Origin of the sequence: Ruthenibacterium intestinale, assembly GCF_040096265.1 — a bacterium.
GTDB classification, from domain to species: domain Bacteria; phylum Bacillota; class Clostridia; order Oscillospirales; family Ruminococcaceae; genus Ruthenibacterium; species Ruthenibacterium komagatae.
This window is the reverse complement of record NZ_JBBMFA010000101.1, coordinates 18,661-39,097: the sequence shown is the minus strand read 5'-3', so window position 1 is coordinate 39,097 and position 20,437 is coordinate 18,661. Positions and strand designations below refer to the sequence as shown.

21 protein-coding genes and 2 tRNA genes are annotated in these 20,437 nt (G+C 55.6%); 7 read left to right on the top strand and 16 right to left on the bottom strand.

Features of this window, described 5'->3' with window-relative positions:
• From WMO24_RS11395 to WMO24_RS11380, 4 genes are all read right to left on the bottom strand, one after another.
• Positions 1 to 927 carry a hypothetical protein gene (locus tag WMO24_RS11395; RefSeq protein WP_349216564.1) on the bottom strand — a complete coding sequence of 309 codons (927 nt, stop codon included), beginning with the start codon at positions 925 to 927 and terminating at the stop codon, positions 1 to 3.
• A gap of 290 nt (positions 928 to 1,217) precedes the next feature.
• Positions 1,218 to 1,307: transfer RNA gene (locus WMO24_RS11390), tRNA-Ser, on the bottom strand.
• 48 nt (positions 1,308 to 1,355) lie between these two features.
• A tRNA-Ser gene (locus WMO24_RS11385) sits at positions 1,356 to 1,443 on the bottom strand.
• A 94-nt stretch (positions 1,444 to 1,537) separates the two neighbouring features.
• Positions 1,538 to 1,795 (bottom strand): hypothetical protein, encoded by a 258-nt coding sequence (locus WMO24_RS11380; protein WP_349216563.1) that lies wholly within the window; start codon positions 1,793 to 1,795, stop codon positions 1,538 to 1,540.
• 164 nt (positions 1,796 to 1,959) lie between these two features.
• Here WMO24_RS11380 and WMO24_RS11375 point away from each other — a divergent pair, with 164 nt between their 5' ends.
• The 3 genes from WMO24_RS11375 (at position 1,960) to WMO24_RS11365 (ending at position 4,806) form a co-directional block, all read left to right on the top strand.
• Positions 1,960 to 2,568 (top strand): LexA family protein, encoded by a 609-nt coding sequence (locus WMO24_RS11375; RefSeq protein ID WP_349216562.1) that lies wholly within the window; start codon positions 1,960 to 1,962, stop codon positions 2,566 to 2,568.
• A 127-nt stretch (positions 2,569 to 2,695) separates the two neighbouring features.
• Complete coding sequence (locus tag WMO24_RS11370; RefSeq protein ID WP_349216561.1) at positions 2,696 to 4,033, top strand: putative DNA modification/repair radical SAM protein; 1,338 nt, start codon at positions 2,696 to 2,698, stop codon at positions 4,031 to 4,033.
• Complete coding sequence (locus WMO24_RS11365; protein WP_349216560.1) at positions 4,012 to 4,806, top strand: TIGR03915 family putative DNA repair protein; 795 nt, start codon at positions 4,012 to 4,014, stop codon at positions 4,804 to 4,806. The genes WMO24_RS11370 and WMO24_RS11365 overlap by 22 nt, the downstream gene beginning before the upstream one ends.
• A gap of 32 nt (positions 4,807 to 4,838) precedes the next feature.
• Here WMO24_RS11365 and WMO24_RS11360 read toward each other — a convergent pair whose 3' ends face one another.
• From WMO24_RS11360 to WMO24_RS11340, 5 genes are all read right to left on the bottom strand, one after another.
• Positions 4,839 to 6,434: a potassium/proton antiporter gene (locus tag WMO24_RS11360; protein ID WP_349216559.1), complete on the bottom strand. Its 1,596-nt coding sequence runs from the start codon at positions 6,432 to 6,434 to the stop codon at positions 4,839 to 4,841.
• Between the two features lie 142 nt (positions 6,435 to 6,576).
• Positions 6,577 to 6,780 carry a PspC domain-containing protein gene (locus WMO24_RS11355; RefSeq protein WP_349216558.1) on the bottom strand — a complete coding sequence of 68 codons (204 nt, stop codon included), beginning with the start codon at positions 6,778 to 6,780 and terminating at the stop codon, positions 6,577 to 6,579.
• Between the two features lie 22 nt (positions 6,781 to 6,802).
• Positions 6,803 to 7,561, bottom strand: a complete 759-nt coding sequence (locus tag WMO24_RS11350; RefSeq protein WP_349216557.1) for a DUF4097 family beta strand repeat-containing protein — start codon at positions 7,559 to 7,561, stop codon at positions 6,803 to 6,805.
• Positions 7,562 to 7,564: 3 nt separating this feature from the next.
• Positions 7,565 to 8,263, bottom strand: coding sequence for a DUF1700 domain-containing protein (locus WMO24_RS11345; RefSeq protein WP_349216556.1), 699 nt, complete (start codon positions 8,261 to 8,263; stop codon positions 7,565 to 7,567).
• On the bottom strand, positions 8,256 to 8,576 hold the full coding sequence (locus tag WMO24_RS11340) for a PadR family transcriptional regulator (RefSeq protein ID WP_349216555.1): 321 nt from the start codon (positions 8,574 to 8,576) through the stop codon (positions 8,256 to 8,258). The genes WMO24_RS11345 and WMO24_RS11340 overlap by 8 nt, the downstream gene beginning before the upstream one ends.
• Positions 8,577 to 8,772: 196 nt before the next feature.
• On the opposite strand from WMO24_RS11340, the gene WMO24_RS11335 reads away from it, so the two are divergent.
• The 3 genes from WMO24_RS11335 to WMO24_RS11325 all read left to right on the top strand — a co-directional run bounded on the left by WMO24_RS11335 (position 8,773) and on the right by WMO24_RS11325 (position 11,427).
• Complete coding sequence (locus tag WMO24_RS11335; protein WP_349216554.1) at positions 8,773 to 10,440, top strand: MutS-related protein; 1,668 nt, start codon at positions 8,773 to 8,775, stop codon at positions 10,438 to 10,440.
• Between the two features lie 95 nt (positions 10,441 to 10,535).
• Complete coding sequence (locus WMO24_RS11330; RefSeq protein ID WP_349216553.1) at positions 10,536 to 11,009, top strand: peptidylprolyl isomerase; 474 nt, start codon at positions 10,536 to 10,538, stop codon at positions 11,007 to 11,009.
• 1 nt (position 11,010) lies between these two features.
• Complete coding sequence (locus WMO24_RS11325) at positions 11,011 to 11,427, top strand: GtrA family protein (protein WP_349216552.1); 417 nt, start codon at positions 11,011 to 11,013, stop codon at positions 11,425 to 11,427.
• Positions 11,428 to 11,464: 37 nt separating this feature from the next.
• On the opposite strand, the gene WMO24_RS11320 is transcribed toward WMO24_RS11325, so the two are convergent.
• From WMO24_RS11320 to WMO24_RS11305, 4 genes are all read right to left on the bottom strand, one after another.
• Positions 11,465 to 11,983: a DUF5666 domain-containing protein gene (locus tag WMO24_RS11320; protein WP_349216551.1), complete on the bottom strand. Its 519-nt coding sequence runs from the start codon at positions 11,981 to 11,983 to the stop codon at positions 11,465 to 11,467.
• Positions 11,970 to 12,452 carry an RNA polymerase sigma factor gene (locus WMO24_RS11315; RefSeq protein ID WP_349216550.1) on the bottom strand — a complete coding sequence of 161 codons (483 nt, stop codon included), beginning with the start codon at positions 12,450 to 12,452 and terminating at the stop codon, positions 11,970 to 11,972. Before WMO24_RS11315 ends, WMO24_RS11320 begins: the two co-directional genes overlap by 14 nt.
• A 144-nt stretch (positions 12,453 to 12,596) precedes the next feature.
• Positions 12,597 to 14,105, bottom strand: coding sequence for a sensor histidine kinase (locus WMO24_RS11310; RefSeq protein WP_349216549.1), 1,509 nt, complete (start codon positions 14,103 to 14,105; stop codon positions 12,597 to 12,599).
• Positions 14,102 to 14,791: a response regulator transcription factor gene (locus tag WMO24_RS11305; RefSeq protein ID WP_349216548.1), complete on the bottom strand. Its 690-nt coding sequence runs from the start codon at positions 14,789 to 14,791 to the stop codon at positions 14,102 to 14,104. Before WMO24_RS11305 ends, WMO24_RS11310 begins: the two co-directional genes overlap by 4 nt.
• 181 nt (positions 14,792 to 14,972) lie before the next feature.
• Between WMO24_RS11305 and WMO24_RS11300 the strand changes: the two genes are divergently transcribed.
• Entirely contained in the window at positions 14,973 to 15,809 is an 837-nt protein-coding gene (locus WMO24_RS11300; protein WP_349216547.1) for a glycerophosphodiester phosphodiesterase family protein, read from the top strand.
• Between the two features lie 70 nt (positions 15,810 to 15,879).
• Here WMO24_RS11300 and WMO24_RS11295 read toward each other — a convergent pair whose 3' ends face one another.
• From WMO24_RS11295 to WMO24_RS11285, 3 genes are all read right to left on the bottom strand, one after another.
• Complete coding sequence (locus tag WMO24_RS11295) at positions 15,880 to 16,728, bottom strand: patatin-like phospholipase family protein (protein ID WP_349216546.1); 849 nt, start codon at positions 16,726 to 16,728, stop codon at positions 15,880 to 15,882.
• Positions 16,729 to 16,816: 88 nt separating this feature from the next.
• Positions 16,817 to 17,860, bottom strand: coding sequence for a ribonucleotide-diphosphate reductase subunit beta (locus tag WMO24_RS11290; protein ID WP_349216545.1), 1,044 nt, complete (start codon positions 17,858 to 17,860; stop codon positions 16,817 to 16,819).
• An 18-nt stretch (positions 17,861 to 17,878) separates the two neighbouring features.
• Positions 17,879 to 20,401 (bottom strand): ribonucleoside-diphosphate reductase subunit alpha, encoded by a 2,523-nt coding sequence (locus WMO24_RS11285; RefSeq protein WP_349216544.1) that lies wholly within the window; start codon positions 20,399 to 20,401, stop codon positions 17,879 to 17,881.
• Positions 20,402 to 20,437: the final 36 nt, after the last annotated feature.

Here is a 20,437-nt window from a genome sequence, read left to right as displayed (position 1 = left end):
TCATTCCATCTCCATTCCAAATAATTCTTCCGGCGACCAGGTAAAGCTGAAATTCACTTCCTCTATATTGTCACAGTAATCTGCAAGGAAGCTGCTGCCGGATTTAAGCCGTGAGGAAAGCTGCAGAATATCCGAATAGGAGGCATCAATTGTTTCCCCCTCACCATAGAGGTAAGCATCGGCATAATCATATCGTACCTCCGTATTATTTAAGATTGCAGTGCCGTAGCGGGCGATGGTTACCGCCTGTACGATCAGACGAAAGGCATTATCGGAGATAATACCGCTGTCTGCCAGTTCGCACAGCGCTATTTGTTTCTCACCGGTCTGCAGCTCTTTTACCGCTTTCCACAGGGCGTAGCAGTCTGTCGGTACATCTCCGAGACGAACGCTTTTTAAATCGACCCTGCCGTTTGGGGAGAACAGGTGCTTTGTTTTTCTCCACAGTGTATGGTCGGCGGTCAGCAGATACAAAACAGCGAGAACTTTTTTGCCGGGCTTTCGCATAGATAATCGCTCGGCTTCAAAAATCTGCTTATGTCTGTCGTTTTGAAATGTCATTTTCACATCATCCTTTCGGCGGTATATTTCGGACAGGCGTTTTTGGAATGCTGTATTTTGGATGTCTTTGAATACGGCTTTCACGGCATCACCGACAGAAGCTGCGCCGCATCCAAGCCGGATATCCAACACAGGACAGAGTGTCAAGATGCATCCATTCTTTTTTCTGTAGTAGAGACAAAGCCTGCAATCGCAGTCTTTCTTGGTGTATTGATACAATCTGCGAAACCGACCTCCGCCTTTCTGTGTGCCGTAGGGCAGTTTTTTCATGATCGCCTCCATACTGTTGAGGGCGGGGGTATTGGTAAAGTACATTTTGTCAGCTCCTTTTCGTGAAATAAGAACCCGACCCGCCTGCGCAATCAAAGATTGCGGGCGGGTACCCCGGAACCTTGTTGTTTACGCAATGAAAAAAGCCCGAAGTCTTTTGCAAAACTTCGGGCAGTAAAAAGCAAAAACGGCAGACAAGTTTTCAGCGACTTGTCTGCCGTTTGAAGTAGTTATTCTGTTGTTACGGGAGTTCAAATCTATCCGCAAAGCAAAAACAGCCGTTTTATATCTGCAAATATGCGCCTTGAAATCCCGATGTTCGGACAGCAAAAAACCCCGATAAAATCGGGGTTTATGCGAAACATATCTTTTTTATGTTCCTGTTATGGCGGAGATGGAGAGATTTGAACTCTCGCGCCGGTTTCCCGACCTACTCCCTTAGCAGGGGAGCCTCGTCACCACTTGAGTACATCTCCATGGTAGCGTATTTCGCTTTCTTCTATTGTGCACCTCTGAGAGAAATGTGGCGGAGAAGGTGGGATTCGAACCCACGGAACATTGCTGTTCAACGGTTTTCAAGACCGCCTCCTTAAACCACTCGGACACCTCTCCACAGCGGCGTTAGCCTTGAGTGCTCTAGAATCATACCACACAAAATCGTTTTTGTCAACAGCTAACCTTGTCAAAAAGCGTCTGCCACCGCATTTTATGCCGCACGCATGGGGCCGGAAGAGCCTGCCGCCATGCGAATGTTTCTGTCCACGACTTTATAGCGTTTGTGGCGTGCCGCAAAGAAAGATTCGTCCAAGTGATAAAGCCCCCAGGCCATCAATAAACAGCCAGGCGTGGCCAGCATGGCAAGATTCAGCACACCGTCCGCATAGGCGCCAAATCCGCAAAATGCAAATACTCCCAGCAAAACAATAACCGTTTTCAAGATCAAACTAATGGATGCCTGTTTCATTTTTCGATTCCTCCGTTCCCTATCGTTACAATAATACAACTTTTAGTTGTTGTCAATATTTTTTACAACTTTTTTTATTTTAATTTTGAAAACTCTCTTTACTTCGACAACGAAAAGTAGTAGTATAAAATTAACAAGAAAATGACCAGAAAGGAGCTGTGTGCATGTTTGCACAGCGCTTGAAAGAGCTTCGCAAGCTTCGGGGCATTTCACAGGTGGCATTGTCCAACGAACTGGGGCTTTCGCAGCAAGCCATCGGCAAATGGGAAACCGGACGTTCCACGCCCGACCCCGCCATGCTGGCGCGCATCGCCGCCTTTTTTGATGTGAGCACCGACTATTTACTGGGCCGGACGCCGGTTTCCGACACCAGCGGCTGGCAGGCTGCCGGCGAATATCCCATTCCCATCATCGGAACCGTGCGCGCAGGTTACGGCGCCCTGGCTCTGGAAGAGGATTACGGAGAAGATTACGCCCGCGTCAAGGATCCCCAGAATTATTTTTATCTGCTGGTAAAGGGTGACAGCATGGAGCCGCGAATTTTTGAAGGCGACCTTGCACTGGTGCGCCGCCAGCAGACGCTGGAGAGCGGAGATTTGGGTGTTGTTGTATTCGGCGAAGGAGAAGGAACTCTGAAAAAATACATTCGCCGCGGAAACACTGTGATTTTGCAGCCTTTCAACAGCGCTTACCCCCCGCAGATCATCATGGGAGAAGACCTGGATCACCTTTACATTGCCGGCAAAGTGGTGGAAACCAAAACCAAATGGTAAGCTTTTCCTGACAGCTTTATCATAGCGCATCATCTGTACAATAAAACGTACTTTTAAGCCTCGGCGCAAAAAACGGCGAGCGGGGCTTCTTTTTTTGCGCCTTTTTAAGAAAGAGAGGGACCTTTGGATGGATCTGCTGAAGAAACTGGAAATTTTGACAGACAGTGCAAAATACGATGTGGCATGTACATCCAGCGGTGTGGACCGTCCCGGCGACGGACAGAGTCTGGGCAGTGCGGTGAAAGCCGGCATTTGCCACGCCTTTGCCGCCGACGGACGCTGCATCAGCCTGCTGAAGGTTCTTCTGACCAATGTGTGTATTTACAACTGCAAATACTGCGTGAACCGCGCTTCCAACGATGTGCCCCGCGCAGCGTTCACGCCCCACGAACTGGCTGAGCTGACCATTCAGTTTTACCGGCGCAATTACATTGAAGGGTTGTTTCTTTCCAGCGCAGTCATCCGAAATCCCGACTACACCATGGAGCAAATGATTCAGGCGCTGGAGCTGCTGCGCAATGAATACCGCTTTCGGGGATACATTCACGCCAAGACCATTCCCGGTGCTGACCCCGCCCTTGTCACCCGCCTGGGATTGCTGGCGGACCGCCTGAGTGTAAACATTGAATTGCCCAGTGAACGAAGTCTTTCCCTGCTGGCCCCCAACAAAACCAAACGTGCAATTTTGGCTCCCATGGGACTGGTGCGGGACGGAATGGCTGAAAACAAACGGGAATTGGCCGTATACCGTCATGCGCCCCGTTTCGCACCCGCCGGACAGAGCACCCAAATGATTGTGGGCGCGAGCCCGGAGACCGATTACCACATTCTTCGCCTGACGGAAGGGCTGTACCAGCGCTATCAGCTGAAGCGTGTTTTCTTCTCCGCTTATATTCCCGTGGCGCAGGACACGCTTCTTCCGTCACTGGATACCAAACCGCCTCTTTTGCGGGAACACCGCCTGTATCAGGCCGACTGGCTGCTGCGCTTTTACCACTTCACTGCCGGTGAAATTCTGGATGAGAAAAATCAGAATTTCAACCCTTATCTGGACCCCAAGTGCAACTGGGCGATCCACAATCTGCACCTGTTCCCCGTGGATGTGAACACCTGCAGTTACGAAATGCTGCTGCGCGTTCCCGGCATCGGTGTCAAAAGCGCTCAGCGCATCCGCACAGCGCGGCGGAACGGACGCCTGGGACTGCCGGAACTGAAACGCATCGGCGTCGTGCTCAAGCGCGCACAGTTCTTCATTGTGTGCAAGGGGTTCCACCCTTCCGGGGCCAGCCGGGAGAGCACGGTGCGGGCACTGCTGGACCCGGCCGCTTTCAATGCAGGGACCGAGCAGTTGAGCCTGTTCAGTGCGCCTGCGGTGCAGCAGCTGGCTGCGGAAGGCATGCCCCTGCCCCTCGCCGCCAAAACCGTGGAAGAGGAGGCGGTCACATGCCTGACACGTCAAATGTGATTTATCTGTACGATGGCAGTTATGACGGCTTTTTGTGCTGCGTTTTCGACAGTGTATACCGGCGCGAACTGCCCCAGGACATCCTTCCGGAGGCGGAGGCACAACCGTCCCTGTTCTCCGTGCGGTATGTGGAAACGGACCCGGAACACGCCCAACGTGTGCGCGCTTCCATCCCTCAAAAAATCGGGACCGAAGCGGAACGATTGGTAAAGGACGTTTTCTGCTCCTGCACACCCGGACGGGAACGCATGATTCTGCGTTTTCTGTTGCTGGGCTACCGGATCGGGCACCGGGTTGTGTACCTGGCCGGGCACGAAGAGGTACAGCCCATGCTGGCCGCACAGCAGTTTCTTCACAACGAGGCGCACCGGTTTGTGGAGTTTCTGCGCTTTTCCGATCACGGCGGAGTGCTGACGGCCGAGATCTCTCCAAAATCGTTTGTGCTTCCTTATATTCAGGAGCATTTTTGCAGCCGATATGCCATTGAAACCTTTTTGATTTATGACCGCATTCACCACGCGGCTCTGATCTGGAAAGACCGGCACGCTTCCATCGTACCGCTGGACCATTTTCAGCCGCCGCCCCTCAGCGAGGACGAGCGAAAATACCGGGCCCTGTGGCAGCGCTTTTATGACGTCGTCGCCATTCCCGACCGGGAAAATCCGCGCTGCCGGATGAACCACTGTCCCAAGCGCTACTGGCCGGACATGTTGGAAATGCCGGGACACGTCAAAGAAAATTTCGCAGGATCTCCGCGAAAAATCCGCCAATAAAAAAAGCGTTCCGACCGGAACGCTTTTTTCTTTTACGGCTGGCTGAGCACCAGCACATCTCCCTCCTGAAGGACTGTATTCCCATCGGGCAGAATCACCTGACCGCCGCGCCGAACGAGAACCGCCAGTTTATTTTCCCCGAGCCGAATTTCCGAAAGAGCCTTTCCGCACAAGCCGCTCTCCTTTTCAACGGTTCGCTCAATCAGGCATCCCTCTGTATTATTCTCCGGAAGGAGCGCACTGAGGACCACCTCGTCCCCCTCCTGAAGGAGCGTTTCCCCGGTGGGGACGATGCGCTGGCCTTCCCGAACCACAAGGACCAGAAGAAGCTTCGGCAAAAGTTCGATTTCCCGCACTTTGTGCCCAATCCACGGATGGGGCGCCTGCACGGAAAGACTGAGGAACTGAATGGGCAGTTTCTCCGAATAGTCGCTGAACGTTTTCAGGATATCACTGTTCCGATCGATGGTTTTGAGGCTGCGGGCCACCTTTGCCAACAACGTGCCCTGCAGTCCGATGGAAAAGAGCACAATGAAAAAGACAATGTGGAACACATCCTGCTTCATATATGCGGGATGGACCGTGGCCACAATGGCAAACACAATGGAAGCCGCGCCCCGCAGCCCTGCCCAGGAGACCAGCAATTTCTGATTGAGCGGGCAGCGGAAAGGCAACAAAACCGCAAATACTGCCAGAGGGCGGGCTGCGAATGTGAGGAACAGCGAGATGGCCAGCGCAGACAGCGCCACCTTCGGCAGCTGCGAAGGAAACGAGAGAAGCCCCAGCAGGAAAAAGATGAGCATCTGCATCAAGCCGGTGAGCCCGTCAAAAAAATGAACCATGGCTTTTTTGTGCGGGAAGGGCCGGTTGCCCAGCAAAATGCCCGCCACGTAAGCCGACAGATAACCATTTCCGCCTAAAGCATTCGCCCCCGCATAGGAGATCAGCGCCATGCTGAACACAAAGATGGTGTCAAAGCCATCGGTTGGGAAACGCACATGATCCAGCACCCATCCGGCCACCCATGCGGTCAACAGGCCCCACAGGGCACCGAACACAAATTGCGCCGCAATCATCCAGAAAAGCGCACTTCCGCTGGACTGCCCGTTCATGACCGACAGAATGATGACTGTAAGCATGTAAGAGCAGGGATCGTTGCTTCCGCTTTCCACCTCCAGCATGGATGCGGTGTTGTCCTTCAGGTTCAGCCGTTTGGACCGAAGAATGGAAAACACAGACGCTGCGTCCGTGGAGCTGACCACTGCACCCACCAGCATACTTTCCCAGAACGCAAAATGAAGCACCCAAAAACAGAACAAGCCGGTGGCGAGCGCGGTGAGCGCGACCCCCAGCGTGGAGAGCAGCACCGCTTTGACCGCCACCGGGCGGGCCGCGTTCCAGTTGGTGCCGAACCCGCCGTAAAACATAATAAAGATCAGCGCAAAAGAGCAAATGGTTTCCGCCAGTTCAAAATCGTCAAAGGGAATTTTAAAAAGGCCGTCCGTGCCGAACAGCATGCCCAGCAAAATAAATGCAAGCAGCATGGGCAGCCCCATTTTTGCCGCGATCTTGTTGAGCAGCAGGCAGACCAGAATGACCACCGCTGCCAAAAGAATCAATCCGTTCACAAAAGCCTCCCTTCGGCATAAAAAAGTCCGTACAGTAACAGTATAACACAACCAGAGGATATTCCGCAAAGAACGAAGGCGAAGAAACGCTTAATTTTCACAAAAAAGCACAGAGGCGGAGGCCTCTGTGCTCAAAATGGATTTACTGCATTGGATCATAAGGCGGTTCCGGCATTACGATCGCAGCGATGATGTACAGCAGGAAACCAGATCCCCAGAGGATGACCGCCGCTGCAAATGCCAACCGAACCAGCGTGGGGTCTACGTTAAAATACTCCGCCACGCCGCCACAAACACCGAACAAAATGCGGGAACCCCGCGCTTTATAAAGTTTTTTCCCATCCATCGTATGCTTCTCCTCTCACATTTTAAAATTCGACTTTTACACTACCCATATCGCATTGAATCTTATAAAAATTTTTCGCCTCGGGGAAGATTTCCACTTCTGTATCCAAGCCGTTGTATTTCTGGCCGTCCACGGTGACGGTGCCCATGCTGCTGGCCACACTGTAGCCGTATTCTTCCGGCTTTTCCAGTTCCAGATCCACCTCGCCCATGTCACATTCCACCGTGGTCTCGCCCAACAGGCGGCCCGAAAGATCCAGTTTGCCCATGGAGACATCCAAATTCGTCTGTTCCTCCACTACAAGATGTTCCGCGCCGATGGAGCCGACGCCCACTTTGAAATCCGCCGCTTTGCAGTGAAGGTTCTCAAGATCCATCCGGCCGGCGCCCACATCCAGATGAATCCAGTCCAGCAGGCGGTCTTCCGGAATGGTCACGACGATGCGGGCACCTTCCAGGTTCGGTGTTCCGTTTTCAAGAATCCAGACGCCGTTGGATACTTTGTTTTGCCGAAGTGAGCCGCGTGCGACTTCCAGTGAAAAACCGGTTCCGCTGCGCAAAGTGAGCTCTCCGCCGCCCAACTCAAACTCCAGAGCACGAATCTCCCCCTGGGGCACCTCTACCGATGCCACCGTCTCCTTCGTTTCCCAAAAATGCCAGCGGTCAAGCCATTCGCCGTTCCAGTGCACATGCTGGGGACGGCCACCCATCAGGTAACCCACCAGTCCCAGAACCAGCGAAAACACCAGAACTGCCGAACACACCTTTACGATTCGCTTCATGGCTTATTTTCCCACCTTTCCACAAACAGCCTGCACCGCCCGGCGGACCAGGCTTACCAGCCATGGTACAAAACGGCGCAGCAGCCACACACAACCGGCTGTCAGAAGGACGCCGATTGCGATGCTGGCCATGGACAGCGCCATGCTGACCATTCCATCCGCCGGGTTGCCGACCAGCGTAAACAGAGAGAATATCAGAGCGATCGCACCGCCTGCAATGGCCGAAATGCCGCCGATAAAAATCCCCAGAATGCCGCCCAGCAACCCCATAAGCGCGCCGAACAGTCCCCCCAGTATGCCGATCCAAAGGGGGCTTGTGAAAACCAGCAACAAAACCAGCAGCACACGGCTGTTGTTTTTGCTTTTTGGAAAAGGCTGTCCGCCGTACGCCGCAGAGCCCGCGCCGGGGGCGCCGCTCTGCGCCTGCTGTTCCGTTTTCCGGCTCCAGTCCGGCCCGTTCAGCGTCAGAGACGGCTTGGGCGTCTCGTGGGGCGCCGCGCTCTCGTCGGACAGCCCCAAATTGGCGCGGATGATGGCGGCTACTTTTTGCGGGCTTCCCAGTTCTGCCAGGACTGCCGCCTCATTTTCCGGCCCCGCTTCATCCAGATACTCCACATAAAACTTCAAGGCTTCCTGGCGCTCTACCGGCGCCAGGCCGCTGAGTTCTGCTTCAAGCTGCTCGAGGAATTGCTGTCTATTCATTGCCGATCCCTCCGAATAACACATGATTGATCTTCTCCTCATATACTTTCCACTCGCGGCGGTAGGTTTCCAGCCGCTCGTTTCCCTTTTCCGTAATGCTGTAATAACGGCGATTGCGCCCCGCAAATTCGCGGTCGTATGTCTCCAGGCACTCGTCCCTTTGCAGACGGCGCAGCACCGGATACAATGTGCTCTCCGACACATCCATCACGCTGCGCACATCCTGGGTGATTTTATAACCGTAGGTGCTTTCCTGGCTGACAATGCTGAGCACCAGCGCGTCCATCAACGCGGCACCTGTGTTAAAAGCCATGCAGACCCCTTCCTTTCCCGGGTATGTACCCGCATCATTCTCAGCTTCAACAATATTATATTGAATATAATATTAAATGTCAATACAGTATTGTATGAATCACACTTACTTTTAATACGATGCAGAAGGAACTCTTTCTTCAAAAAAACAGAAACCGTGCTATACTACTATTATTCAGGAAAGGAGACCGTCTCTTATGGAATGGTTCTTTTGTTTAATCGCCGTTATGGTAACCGCGATTTTTGCCGCATTCTGGGCCTGGCAGTACCAGCGCCGAAAAAAAGCCTTGATGAAGCGCATTCGCAGCGCGTTCGGGCAGGAACCCGCCAACGGAAAACTGCAAAAGGACACCGGCCGGCTTTGGGAGATCTGGAAAAGCGAGGACTGTTTCACCGTGGACGATCAGACCTGGAGCGATTTGGGAATGGATGACGTCTACCTTCGGCTGGACTGCTGTGAAAGCGCCATCGGGAAAGAATATCTGTATGCGGCGCTGCACCGGCCGCTGGGGCCCGAGGGTGCCGCGCACCGCAGCGAGCTGCGAAAAGCCATGGAGCAAAACCCGGACATGCGGTTTGCCCTGCAAATGGAGTTTGCCCGGCTCGGGCGTTACGGACGGGACTTCGAACATCTGCTGAACGATCCGAAGCAGGCGACGCTGCCTTTTTCCCGGTTCTATCCGATTTTTGCACTTCTGCCCTGGGTAAGCCTTCCCCTGCTGTTCTTCGGGCCGCAGGGCGGCCTTCTGTGTCTGTGTGCAGTCTGCCTGAATATTGCACTCAGTGTGGCCGCCAAACCCCGCCTGGAAGGAGAACTGCAGGCGCTGGGGTATCTGGCCGCCGCACTGCAGACAGCGCGCCGCCTCGCAAAGCTGACGCACAGCGAACTTCCCGAATTGTCAGAAGAACTTCGTCTGAATCTGGATTCATTGCGAAAGCTGATGGGGCCGCTGTCCGCCTCCGCCTGCCCGCCCCCGGCGGGAGACGCGGGAACGTTTCAGGAAGTGGCGGGCATGCTGACCTTGTGGCCCCTGCTGTTTTACGGGCGCTCCATCAAACTGCTGGCACGCAGCCAGAAGCAGGTCTGCGGAGTGATCCGCCTGCTGGGCGAATTGGAACTGGCCATTGCGTCCGCCTCCTTTTGCGCGGGAGTGCCGGGCTGGTGCACACCCCAATGGGCCGACGAAAAAGAGCCTGTGCGGGTGGAGTGTGCCGAATTATATCATCCGCTGTTGAGCGAGCCCGTAAAAAACAGCGCGGTGTTTGAGCAGAACACGCTGTTTACCGGTTCCAATGCGTCAGGAAAATCCACATTTCTGAAGGCGATTGCCGTGAACGCACTGCTGGCAGGCTGCCTGGGTGTGTGCTGTGCGGAGAAGTTCCGTCTCCCCTTCATCCCCGTGATCAGCTCCATGGCGGTGCGGGACGATCTGCTGGCCGGTGAAAGTTATTTTATTGCAGAACTGCGAAGTCTGCTGCGTCTGGTCCGGCAGGCACAGGCCGGCCCCTGTCTGTGCTTTGTGGATGAGATTTTGAAGGGGACCAACACCGTGGAGCGAATTGCCGCATCGGCGGCAGTTTTGGAACAAATGGACCAAACCCCGGCGCTGTGCTTCGTGGCCACCCACGACGGCGAACTGACCCGGATTCTTTCTTCTTCCTGGGACAACCGCCATTTCCGTGAACAGGTGACGGAACAGGGCGTGTCATTTGATTACCGGCTGTACGACGGTCCATCCGTCACGCGCAATGCCATTGCTCTGCTGGACACCATGGGGTTTGGGCAAAGCACCATTCAGCGCGCCCGGGAACTGGCGGCCTGCTTTGACAAAACGGGGACCTGGCCGGGTGGAACATCGCGGTGAAATGTGTTATAATAGCGCAAACGGTCTTGTTTGACCGCTGTTTTTACCGGATTGAATAAACGCGCGCAAACCGCGCGGGATTGGAGAGTATTTACATGATCGAAATCACCATGGAAAACGGAAAAACCATTCGGGTGGAGCTGGATGCCAGCGCCGCCCCCATCACGGTGGCCAACTTTGAAAAGCTGGTGCGCGATGGGTTTTACGACGGCCTGACCTTCCATCGCATCATCCCCGGCTTTATGATTCAGGGCGGATGCCCCGAAGGGACCGGCATGGGTGGCCCGGGCTACGGCATCAAGGGCGAATTTGCCTCCAACGGCGTAAACAATCCCATTCGCCACACCCGCGGCGTGATCAGCATGGCGCGTTCCTCCATGCCCAACTCCGCCGGCAGCCAGTTCTTCATCATGCATGCGGATGCACCGCATCTGGACGGTGACTATGCCGCTTTCGGCCATGTGGTCTCGGGCATGGACGTGGTGGACGAAATTGCCGCCACCCCCACCGACTGGCGGGACAAACCCACCACCCCCGTGGTGATGAAAACCGTGCGCGTGGTGGAATAAAATGAAGAAGATCCTTCATTTCTTTCTGGACAAAAGCCTGCTGCCTTTTCTGATCATCGGCGGCACCAACACCATCATCACACAGGTGGGCGAACAGCTGCTGCTGGGGCCGCTGGGATACTGGGGCGCATCGGCGCTGATGTACTTTTTGTGCAGCATCGCCAGCTTCATTTTGAACCGGAAGTACAGCTTTCACAGCACAGCGCCGCTGCTGCAGAGCGCGATCCGCTTCACCGTGCTGGTCAGCGCATGCTATGTGCTGAGCCACGGCTTGTCCCAGTGGATCATTCCCTGGGGTCTGGAACTGGTGTTCGGCACCGCACCCAGCTGGGCAGAGCGCCTGACGCTGCTGGGAGCGCAGGTCATTTTTACGCTGCTGAATTACGTGGGCCAGCGTCTTTGGGCATTCAAAGAATAAGCAAAAAGCTTCGGGGCAGTTGCTCCGAAGCTTTTTCTTATTCCTGTGCTTTTTCCACCCGGCTGGCATACACCGTGCCGTCCTCCTGCTGCTCTCCGCTCACCTGCACGAAAGCGCCTTCCTGCAGGACTCCCTCTTCCAAAACTGTCTGTTCATCCAGCCGGAACGTCTGCTCTGCGCCGTCTACCGAGAGGACCAGCTCCTCCTGTGTCCAGCGCACCACCGTGCCGCAGATCAATGGTGCCGCGGCCAGATTTTCATCCGCAGCCACCGCATCCTGTGCACTGTACATTCTGGCCTGCATTTCCTCAGGCGCAGCGGCAGCAGCCGCGATGCTCTGCGTCCCGCCGGATGCATTCTGCAAACCGATGCTGGGCCAGATGGTCGCCACCGCCAGAAGCAGCGCGGCTGCGCAGGCAGTGAACGCCACAGCCTTTTTCAGCGGAACAATGCGGCGTGTTTTCCGGGCGCTTTCCATCCGGCGCAGGGTCTCCGCACGCCAGTCTTCCCCTGGAGAGAGTTTCTGCATCCCGGAAACATAATCATCCTTCCACATAGTCAAACTCTCCTTCCAGCATTTTTGCAAGTTGCTTGCGCGCCCGGGCCATCCGGCTGAGCACGGTGTTTTGCGGCAGGCGCAGCAGCTTCGCCAGCTCGGCCGAGGAATAGCCCTCGACATAATATAAGTACACGACCTGCCGATATTTTTCAGGCAGCTTTGCCACCGCCTCCAGAACGGTGCTCTCCCCGGGGGTAAAGGCCGCGTCGGGCAGGGTATCGGGCAGGCCCTGGGTGCGTTGCTGCCAGGCGCTGCGCAAAAAACTTTTACTGCGGTTGATGGTCACCCGAAGCAGCCACGCCTTCTGATGCTCATCGCTTTCAAACTTCGGCTGGACGCGCACAAGGCATACAAACACGTCCTGGGCAATATCTTCAGCGTCATGCGGATTTTTCACCATGGCATAGGCCGTGCGGAAGACCATGTCTCCGTACTGGTCCAATATTTCCTGCGCGCTTTTCTCCATTGCCCTTCTCCCCCCTTCACCGGGAATACGCCGCAGCCGGGCGTATTCTTGCATTCCTTTTGACATTATGAAAAAAAATCTGCGGAAATGCAAGCCTTTTCAACGAAACAGCCGCACCGGGCGAAGGCCGGTGCGGCTGTTTTATCATGCTTCTGCTGATTTTTCAGGCTCGGCGGCCGCGGCTACAAACCAGAACGTGCTGCCCTTGCCCAGTTCGCTGTCCACGCCAAACGCATAGCCATGGCTGATGAGAATGGCCTTTGTGATGGACAGACCCAAACCGGTGCCCACTTTTCCCGCATCCGCGCGGGAACGGTAATATTTATCGAAAATATAGGGAAGATCTTCTTTGGAGATGCCTGCGCCGTGGTCAATGATCTCCACCCGCGTGCTTCCGTCTGCCTGCGGCTTCACATGCAATGCCACATATCCGTCTTCGCCGATGTGGTGGATGGCATTGGACAAAAGGTTGTGGATGGCCCGGCTCATGCTGTCCGGGTCCGCTTTGACCATGCAGACCTGGTCGGTCTGCACATCCAGATGGTACCCGTTCTGCTCGCATACATTGCGGTAGCGATCGGCCACTTCGTCACACAGCTGCGCCAGATCAAAGCGCACCGGTTCCATTTTCATGGTGCCGGAGGAATACTTGGACAGCTCCATCACGCTGTTCACAAGCCCGCTGAGGCGGTCGGTCTCATCCACGATCACGTCCAGCTGATCGGTGCGTTTCTGCTTGTCGTCGCCGGTCAAATCACGCACGGTCTCGGCATAGCCTTTGATCAGCGTCAGCGGCGTGCGCAAGTCATGGCTGACGTTGGCGATCAGGTCTCGCTGCAGCTCCGACGTGCGGCCCACTTCGGCGGCCATGGTATTGAAGTCCCGTGCAAGCTGCCCCAGCTCATCAGCATTTTCCGGTTCGCGCACACGAACCTGATAGTTGCCCTTGGCCACCTCCCGGGCGGCATGGGACAGTTCGGTAATGGGTTTTGTAAACCACTTGCTGAACAGGTAGGCCCCCAGAATGCTCACTGCCAGAAGGACCGCCGCGATGAGCGGAACCTGCTGGCCAATCACCTCGCCGGCCTGCCCGATGCGTTCCAGGTCTGTGGAAACGATCACCGTATAACGGTCCGCCACATTCTTGCAGACCACCATCTGGCGCATGCCGTTCTGCCCGTTCAGCGTGAAATACATATCGCCGTCGGCCAGCGTCTGGGCCCGGTAGGCCAGCACGTTTTTATTGTTCCAGGACGGCAGGCCCGTATCGCCGAACAGCGTCGTACGGGCCGGATGCAGAAGGCACTGCCCACTGGACAGCGCGTGATTGCCCAAAAGGCAGTTGTAGTTGGCATCCGCGATTTCAATGCATTTTCCCAGCAGCATCGTGGTATATTCCGGCTGCTGAACAGCGCTGTAAAAGTCCGGGCTGATTCCATTGGGCTGGCTCGGGTCCTCCAGCGTCTCATATTTCTGGATCAAAAGCGAAAAGGCATCTGCTGTGCGCTGCAGATCCGTATGCACCTTGTGGGTGTAAAACGACTCCAGCAGCCAGACGTTTAAAAGCCACACAAGCCCCAGCAGGACCCCGCACAAAAGCACCACAAACACCATCAGTTTCTGACGGATGGTACTCAGCCCTTTGATTTTCATCCCTCTTTGACCTCCGGGTCAAATTTATAGCCCACGCCCCACACTGTCACGATGTTCTCGCGGTATTTGCCCAAGTGGCCGCGCAGCATCTTGATGTGCGTATCCACGGTGCGGTCCTCGCCGTAATAGTCGTAGTTCCACACCTTCTGCAAAATTTTCTCCCGGGAAAGGGCGATGCCCTTATTGGACACAAGGAACACCAGCAGATCGAATTCCTTCGGCGTCAGCGGCGCTTCCTCGCCTCCGATGCGCACGCTGTGCGAGGCGGTGTCGATCACAAGATCCCCAAACACATAACTGGTGCCGGTCTCCTGATCTTTGGGCATAGCGCGCGCCAGAACCACTTTCACCCGGGCCACCAGTTCCCGCGGGCTGAAGGGTTTGACCACGTAATCATCGGCGCCATTTTCCAGGCCCGCCAGTTTATCGTACTCTTCGCCCCGGGCGGTCAGCATGATTACCGGGGTCATGATCTTGCGCTTGCGCATCTCCTTCAAGCAGGTCATACCGTCTACAAACGGCATCATGATATCCAGAATGACCAGGTCCACGCCGCCCACGCTCAGGCTTGCCAGCGCGGCCGAGCCGTCCGTCGCCTCTTCACACTCAAAGCCTGCATACTGCAAATGCTCCCGAATGAGTTCCCGGATACGCGGCTCGTCATCCACAATCAAAATTTTCGGCATCTCAATCTCCGTCCCCCTTCTTCTATGCCATTCTGCGGTTATGATATCATAATACCGAAGCGATATGTCCAATTTGTGAAAATTTTGTCTCGAATTTCCGAAAAAGCACCTGTTTCGGTTTGACGCGGCGTGCCCGGCGCGTTACAATGAACAACAGCGACAAAGGAAAGCGAGATGGACAATGTTGGAGTGGATCGTTTGGATCATTGGCGTGATCGTCACTCTATTATGGGTACTGCTGCGGCCCGGCCGTTGCAAAGCCGGCCAGCAGCTGCCGTTTCTGGGCGTCAACCATGCGCACCGCGGACTACACAGCGAGGATAAAACCGTACCGGAAAACAGTCTGCCCGCCTTTCGGGCCGCAGTGGAGGCCGGATACGGCATGGAGCTGGACATTCAGCTTTCCAAAGACGGCCAGGTGATGGTTTTTCACGACGACACCCTGGACCGCGTATGCGGTGTACACGGACGGGTGGACGCGTTCACCTTTGATGAGCTGCGGCAGATGCATTTGTGCGGCACGCAGGAGACGCTTCCCCTTCTGACCGAGGTATTCGAAGTCGTACAGGGCCGCCAGCCCATGATCATTGAACTGAAGACCGGCCCCCGAAACAACGAACTCTGCGAAAAGGGGCTGGCGCTGATGCGCGATTATCAGCGCCGGTATCCGGGTGCCGCCTTCTGTGTGGAAAGCTTTGACCCGCGGATCGTTGCCTGGTTCCGCCGCAACGCACCTGATATTTTCCGGGGCCAGCTGGCGGACGAACCCAAAAGCTATGAAAATCTGTCCCCGTTCAAACGCTTCTGCCTGGGCTGCACCCTGGGCAATGTCATTGCGCGGCCCCAGTTCATCGCCTATGGGCCCGGCCGCAAACCAGTGCTGGAACGTCTGGCGGAGGCCATGGGCGCTGTGCGTGTGTGCTGGACGGTGCGCCCGCAGAACGACATTGTGGCCAAAGAACTGGAAAACGACGCAGTGATTTTTGAATTCTACCGTCCCAAACCCCGCTACAAATAAGACCGATGAAAAAGGCAGACTCTCCCGCAATGTGAGAGTCTGCCTTTTTTGTGCCGTTCCGCACATCGTTTCATTCGTTCAAAAAGCGTTCCAGTTCCGGCCAGCGCCGCTTTGCCTCTTCATAGCCCGCCTGATACAGGGCGCGCAGCTTCTGCGGATCTTTTTCAATGCGGCCGATGCCGCTGGGTTTCTGTGGCCGAAGGACGAAGGCATTTCCCGCCGCCTCCTGCCGGGCCACCTGTTCCAGCGTGCGGTTGTAGCGTATATGGCGGTCACCCAGCGCCTGCACCAGTCTGGGCCAGCGGCGGTACCGAGCCCGGATCGCCGGCATCATCCGGTTGGGCTGTTTGCGATAGCTGGCCATCTGCGTCAGGATCAGAACGTGTTTTTCATTGCCGTCGGCCATGCTTTTGCTCAGGGGAATGGAGTCCGCCACGCCGCCGTCCAGATAGTTCTGCCCGTCGATGGGGACCATGCGGGACAGCAGCGGCAGGGAAGCCGAGGCGCGAATGGCGCTGATGTTCTTTTTCATATCCCGGGACTCGATGTATTCCGCTTTGCCGGTGCGGCAATTGGTGACCACCGCATAAAAATGGCCGGGGTAACGCAGTGCCGCCGCGTAGTCCATGGGGTCCAGGCGGTTTGGAATGGTGTCGTAGCAGAATTTGACGCCGAAAAAGTCGCCGGTTTTCAAAAAGCTGCGCATGCCGCAGTAGCGCGGGTCATCCAGATAATTCACGGCCACCCGCAAAGCTCGTCCCTTCTGCCCTGCAATATAACTGCAGGCATGGCACGCACCTGCCGAAACCGCGTAAATGTTATCAAACGTCAGCCCTTTTTCCAGAAAAAAGTCCAGCACACCGGCAGTGAACACGCCGCGCATGCCGCCGCCTTCCAGAACAAGCCCTGTCTTTGCCATGTGATTTCTACCTTCTTTTGCAGCGTATGATTCTTGTTTTATTGTAGCACATTTTCGGCTGAAATTCACGGCTCACAGTGCATTTTGTTTACAGGTCGTCCACCAGCGCCGTGCTTTTGGCATAAGCGGTGCTCTTGGCCTCAAAAAAGTCGGTTTTGACCATGTTGGCATTGGAATACTGGCTGACCCACACCATATCCGCAGGCTCGCGCTCGCAGCCTTCAAACAGCGTGCCAAAGCCCAGGCTGGACCAGCGCAGATTGCCCAGGTAGCGGATGTAGTCCGTGACCATACGGCTTGTGAGGCCGGGCACTGCATCCCCGATGACGTAGTGGCCCCAGGCGATCTCCTGCCGGACGCCCTCTTCCAGCATCTGCCGCAGCATCTCCACATTTTCCGGGCTGAACAGTTCGGGCTGCTCTTTCTGAAGTTCCAGCAAAATGCTGCGGAACAGCCACAAATGCGTGTTTTCATCCCGATTGATGTAGCGGATCTCCTGCGCGGAACCGGGCATTTTTCCGTTGCGGGACAAATTGTAAAAGAACATGAAGCCCGAGTAAAAATAGACGCCTTCCAAAATGAAGTTGGCCATCAGCACCCGCAGCAGCGTCACCGGATCGCGCTTTTCCTGAAACTCATTGTACAGATCTCCGATGAACGTATTGCGCCGCAACAGGTGCTCGTCTGTTTTCCACTGGTACAGAATCTCATCCCGCTGTGTGGGGCTGCAGATGGTGTCCAGCATATAGCTGTAGCTTTGGCTGTGCACGCACTCCTGAAAGGCCTGAATGGACAGACACAGGTTCACCTCGTTGGCGGTGATATACTCCCCGATGTTGGGCAGATTGGCCGTTTGAATAGAATCCAGAAAGACCAGAAAACTGAGGATCTTGTCATAGGCAGTGCGCTCTGCCTGGGACAGATTGGGATAGTCCTTGACGTCCTGCGCCAGATTGATCTCTTCCGGGATCCAGAAATTGTTCATTGCCTGCCGGTACCAGTCGCTGACCCACGGATATTTCAAATTGTTGAAATCGTTCAGGTTGGTGGTGTTTCCCCCGATCATGCGGCGCAGGCGCACGTCGGTGTCGCCGCCCGGGTTAAACAGCGGTTTTTTCACAAGATGAGCCATCTTTTTCTCTCCTTTCCATCAGGAAGAGCAGCTTTCGCACTCTTCCACCTCCAGCGATTTGGAACGCACATAATAAATGGTTTTCACGCCGTTTTCCCATGCCTGCACATACAGATTCAGCACTTTGCGCAGCGTGTAGTCGTTGGTGATATACAGATTCATACTCTGGGCCTGATCGATGTGGCGCTGGCGCACGCCGCAGGCGCGCACGCTCCAGCTTTGGTCCATCTGGTGCGCCGCCTTGTAGTACCAATAGGTCTCCATGGACAGCTGCGGTGCAATGCGCGGCAGCATGCTGCCTTTTTTCTCCTCCAGGAAGAAGCGCTTCATAATGGGGTCGATACCTGCCGTGGTTCCCGAAAGGATGCTGGTGGAAGACGTGGGCGCCACCGCCAGCAGATAGGCATTGCGCATGCCCTGCCGGGCCACACGGGCAGCCAGTTCCCGCCACTGGGGCGAGGTGTAGCCCCGCTTTTCAAAATAGGCACCGGTCTGCCAGTCGCTTCCCTCGAAGAATCCATAGCTGCCCTTTTCCGCCGCAATGGAGCTGCTGGCCGCAATGGCCGCACGGTTGATGCGTTCAAACAAATCGTCCACAAATTCCAGATGCTCCTGGCTCTCCCAGCGCAGCTTATGTTTGGCCAGCATGTGATGATATCCGGACACACCCAGACCAATGCTGCGATAGCGCCGGTTGGTAAGTTTGGCGTAGGGCAGCGGATAGAAATTCAAATCGATCACATTGTCCAGCGCACGCACTGCCGCAGTGACCACACTGCTCAGCGCCTGGTCATCTTCCACCGGCAAATTGCCCAGGCAAAGGCTGGCCAGATTGCACACCACAAATTCGCCCGGGCGGGTGCGGGTGACCACTACGGTGTCTCCGTGCTCGGTTTCCACCGTCTGGCTGACCTCTTCGATGGGAGCCATGTTCTGAGCGATCTCCGTGCACAGATTGGAACAGTAAATCATTCCCTTATGGCCGTTGGGATTCATGCGGTTGACAAGGTCCCGGTTGAAGGTGAAGGGCGTTCCGGTTTCCACCGCGCTTTTCAGCACAAGGCGCACAATTTGCTTGACCGTGACCATGCGTTTGGAGATGCGGGGATCCGCCACGCAATCGCGGTACCGCCGCTCCCATTCTTCGCCCCAGTAATCTTCCAGCGCATACCCCTTCACCGTCAAAATTTCATGGGGGCACATCAGCGCCCATTCCGCGTCCAGATTCTCTTTGGCCAGTTTCCAGAACAAATCGGGATAGCACACCGCCGGAAACACGTCATGCGCTTTCATGCGGTCATCGCCGTTGTTGGTGCGCAGCTGCAAAAACTCGGGCAGATCTTTGTGCCAGGCATCCAGATACACAGCGACCGCTCCCTGGCGCATCCCCAGCTGATCCACTGCCACCGCCGTGTCGTTGACCAGACGGATCCACCGGATCACGCCGCCGGCCGCTCCCTCAAAACCTCGGATGCTGCCGCCGGTGGCGCGCACCTTGCCGAAATACAAACCCATGCCGCCGCCGAATTTGCTGACCTGCGCAAAGTTATCGATAGAGCGGTAAATTCCCGTGAGACTGTCGGGCACTACATCGATGAAACAGCTGGAGAGCTGATGGTATGGCTTGCGGGCGTTGGACAGGGTGGGCGTGGCCATGCTCACCTGCTGCAGGCTGAGCATGTCATAGAATTTTTTCACCCAGTTCAGGCGGTCGTTTTTCTCCAAAAGCGCCAGATGCAGCGCAATGCCGAGGTACATCTCCTGCGGCGTTTCCAACCGGACGTGGCTGCGGGAACGGATGACGTAGCGGTTCAAAAGAAGGTCCAGTCCGGCATAGGTGAACAGCCGGTCCCGGCTGTCATCCAGAAAGGACGCTGCCTGCTCCAGTTCCTGCCGGCTGTAACCGCTGAGAATGTATTCCCCGTACAAACCTTTTTCCGTCAGATAGCGCAGCTTTTCGTAGAAGCTGGAAACACCCCGCCGCTCCAGTTCCTGCTCCAGACCGAGGCCAAAGGAAAAGCGAAGCAGCCGAGCCGCCACATAATCCCAGGAAGGAGCTTCCGGGCTGGTCATTTCCACCGCGGCCTTGGTCAAAGCCTCCAAAAGCTGCGCCTGCTCCATGCCCGGCTTGCAGAACCCCGCAAACTTCGCCTGCAGCGCGCCCAGGTCGCACTGTTCGCCATAATCTTTCTGAATAGCGGCCAGGACCGGCTCCAGTGCAGGACACAGCGCGGACGCTGCGATCTGCGAGCGAAGCGCCCGCAGATGTGTGCGCTGATTCCGGTACAAAATATAGCTTTTGGCCTCACTGTAGTGACCTTCCTCCATCAGAACGCGCTCCACCACATCCTGAATCTCTTCCACGCTCCACTCCTGGGGGCGGGATGAAAGATGTTCCTCCACCCGCCGGAGCAGCTGTTCCAGACGCACCCGCTCCACAGGCGTCCGGGTATCGGTGAAAGCCTTGCTCATAGCGGTAATAATCTTTTCCGGCGTATAGGCCTGCCGGTCTCCGTTGCGCTTGATGATCGTGCGGTCCATGGCGATCTCTCCATTCACATATTATACTTATTTAGT

What these genes read in the sequence shown, in the direction of transcription:
- WMO24_RS11345 (WP_349216556.1), bottom strand. Translation starts at nt 8,263, where the DNA reads ATGAATAGACAGCAATTCCTCGAGCAGCTTGAAGCAGAACTCAGCGGC.
- WMO24_RS11350 (WP_349216557.1), bottom strand. Translation starts at nt 7,561, where the DNA reads ATGAAGCGAATCGTAAAGGTGTGTTCGGCAGTTCTGGTGTTTTCGCTG.
- WMO24_RS11330 (WP_349216553.1), top strand. Translation starts at nt 10,536, where the DNA reads ATGATCGAAATCACCATGGAAAACGGAAAAACCATTCGGGTGGAGCTG.
- WMO24_RS11355 (WP_349216558.1), bottom strand. Translation starts at nt 6,780, where the DNA reads ATGGATGGGAAAAAACTTTATAAAGCGCGGGGTTCCCGCATTTTGTTC.
- WMO24_RS11290 (WP_349216545.1), bottom strand. Translation starts at nt 17,860, where the DNA reads ATGGCTCATCTTGTGAAAAAACCGCTGTTTAACCCGGGCGGCGACACC.
- WMO24_RS11305 (WP_349216548.1), bottom strand. Translation starts at nt 14,791, where the DNA reads ATGCCGAAAATTTTGATTGTGGATGACGAGCCGCGTATCCGGGAACTC.
- WMO24_RS11375 (WP_349216562.1), top strand. Translation starts at nt 1,960, where the DNA reads ATGTTTGCACAGCGCTTGAAAGAGCTTCGCAAGCTTCGGGGCATTTCA.
- WMO24_RS11340 (WP_349216555.1), bottom strand. Translation starts at nt 8,576, where the DNA reads ATGGCTTTTAACACAGGTGCCGCGTTGATGGACGCGCTGGTGCTCAGC.
- WMO24_RS11285 (WP_349216544.1), bottom strand. Translation starts at nt 20,401, where the DNA reads ATGGACCGCACGATCATCAAGCGCAACGGAGACCGGCAGGCCTATACG.
- WMO24_RS11315 (WP_349216550.1), bottom strand. Translation starts at nt 12,452, where the DNA reads ATGGAGAAAAGCGCGCAGGAAATATTGGACCAGTACGGAGACATGGTC.
- WMO24_RS11310 (WP_349216549.1), bottom strand. Translation starts at nt 14,105, where the DNA reads ATGAAAATCAAAGGGCTGAGTACCATCCGTCAGAAACTGATGGTGTTT.
- WMO24_RS11325 (WP_349216552.1), top strand. Translation starts at nt 11,011, where the DNA reads ATGAAGAAGATCCTTCATTTCTTTCTGGACAAAAGCCTGCTGCCTTTT.
- WMO24_RS11320 (WP_349216551.1), bottom strand. Translation starts at nt 11,983, where the DNA reads ATGTGGAAGGATGATTATGTTTCCGGGATGCAGAAACTCTCTCCAGGG.
- WMO24_RS11365 (WP_349216560.1), top strand. Translation starts at nt 4,012, where the DNA reads ATGCCTGACACGTCAAATGTGATTTATCTGTACGATGGCAGTTATGAC.
- WMO24_RS11295 (WP_349216546.1), bottom strand. Translation starts at nt 16,728, where the DNA reads ATGGCAAAGACAGGGCTTGTTCTGGAAGGCGGCGGCATGCGCGGCGTG.
- WMO24_RS11370 (WP_349216561.1), top strand. Translation starts at nt 2,696, where the DNA reads ATGGATCTGCTGAAGAAACTGGAAATTTTGACAGACAGTGCAAAATAC.
- WMO24_RS11300 (WP_349216547.1), top strand. Translation starts at nt 14,973, where the DNA reads ATGTTGGAGTGGATCGTTTGGATCATTGGCGTGATCGTCACTCTATTA.
- WMO24_RS11335 (WP_349216554.1), top strand. Translation starts at nt 8,773, where the DNA reads ATGGAATGGTTCTTTTGTTTAATCGCCGTTATGGTAACCGCGATTTTT.
- WMO24_RS11380 (WP_349216563.1), bottom strand. Translation starts at nt 1,795, where the DNA reads ATGAAACAGGCATCCATTAGTTTGATCTTGAAAACGGTTATTGTTTTG.